General features: G+C 63.8%; 1 protein-coding gene. It reads left to right on the plus strand.

The features are described 5' to 3' along the window. A partial coding sequence (locus C7477_RS18625; RefSeq protein ID WP_181418485.1) for an FG-GAP-like repeat-containing protein occupies positions 1-1,880 on the plus strand: 1,880 nt, incomplete at both ends.

A 1,880-nucleotide genomic window follows, 5' to 3' on the forward strand; every position in this document is an offset into this window, starting at 1 on the left:
GGCAAGGTCGAGGGCACCGGCCCCTACACTCTGCCTGTGACCGTCACGGGCTTCGGCACGCCGCCCGCTCAGGTCCGCTCGGGTCTTCCCGCCGGGCAGGCCCCGACGGGAGACGTCACCATTCTCGACAAGACGAATAACAACGCCAAGCTCGGCTCTGCAGTCTTGGGGCAGCCCACCTATGGCGTGGCGGAGACGACCACGACGCTGCCCGCCGGCAAGGGGCCCTCTTCGGCCACCGCCGGTGATTTCAATGCCGACGGCATCGAAGACATTGCCGTTGCCAGCGGCGACCAAACGATCAGCGTATACCTCGGCACGAGCGACGGCAAATTCCAACTGCCTCCGATCAGCTGGGCCACGAACGGCAATCCCTATCCGATCGAGGCAGGCGATTTCGACAACAACGGCACACTCGACCTGGCTGTCGGCAACGGATCGAACCTCACCGTGTTCAAGAACCCGGGAACGGGACATTTCAATGGGCAGGTCGATACCCCGGCCAGCGACTTTCAGTCCCTGGTGCCCGGCGATTTTGACAACGACGGCAATCTCGACGTCGCCGTCGTGCATGACAAGAACCTGCAGGTCTATCTCGGCAATGGCCAGAACGGCTTCTCACCGGCTTCCGGCGGAACTACCGCGCCAGGCAACGCGCCGGGCACCTATTATCGCTCCGCCGCCGGCGATTTCAACAAGGACGGCAATCTCGATCTCGTCGTACCCGACGGCCAACGGAACGGCAACGTATGGGTGCTGCTCGGCGATGGTCAAGGCAACTTCCAGCCCAATCCGGCCAACTTCCCCGTTCAAAGCAAAGACCGCTACGCTGCATCCACCGCCGTGGCGGACTTTGATGGCGACGGCAATCTCGATTTCGCCGCCGGTGTATTCGATAAGTATCCCTACCAGTCCAGCAGCATTCTTGTCTATCAGGGCGGCACCAACGGCAAGACTTTCACGCAGAAGGCCACTGTGCCGACCATCAGCGGCAATTGGGGGGACGGCGACTGGGTCAATGTGAGCGTCGCTGTTGGCGATTTCAACGCCGACGGCATCCCGGACCTCGCAAACGCCGGCTCCGATCAAGTGTATCTGACCGAAACGGCGCAAGTCGGAACCTGGCTTGGCAACGGCAGCTGGAATTTCACGCCTTCAACTCAGTTCGCGCCGGGCGCCTATCCGCTCTCGACGATCGTCGGCGATTTTAACGGCGACGGCTTCACCGATGTGAGCGTTGTCAATGTCGCCGGCAACAACGCTGCGGTCGGTTTCCTGCAACCCACCGCAGCGGTAACAGCGACGGTCAACAATGTCCCGGCGCCGGTGGGCAATCCCGCTTCCGGCAAGCACGATGTCTTCGCCAGCTACGCGGGCGACAAGCAGTTCAAGGCGAGCGACTCCTCCGCCAATCCGACGCCGATTGCGCCGCAGCAGCTCGGCACGGGTCTCACACTGACCGCCAACCCGCCCGGGACGGCTCTCACCGGCGAGGAGGTCGAGCTGACGGCGGTCCTCACCATCGACGGCGATCCGCAAGGACACGTCCCCTCGGGCGAGGTGCAATTCAAGGTCGTCAACGAACAGCTGGGCCCGGCGCCGCTCACGGCGGTCGGCGATGGCACCTATCAGGCCAGGCTGATCACCGGCACGGGCGGCGTGCCGGCCCTGCCGACCGGCAGCATCACCATCACCGCCACCTATCCCGGCGACGATAATTTCAAAACCTCGACCGCCAATCTGGACTACAAGGTCACCGGCACCGAGCCGGTGGTGGCGCTGGAATTCCAGCCGGGCAAGATCATCCAGGTCGGCCAGAAGGTCACGCTCGTCGCCACGGTCTCCGGGCCGAGCGCCGCGGTGGCCAACGGCACGGTCGA

This window comes from Paramesorhizobium leguminum, from assembly GCF_003217235.1.
GTDB classification, from domain to species: domain Bacteria; phylum Pseudomonadota; class Alphaproteobacteria; order Rhizobiales; family Rhizobiaceae; genus Paramesorhizobium; species Paramesorhizobium leguminum.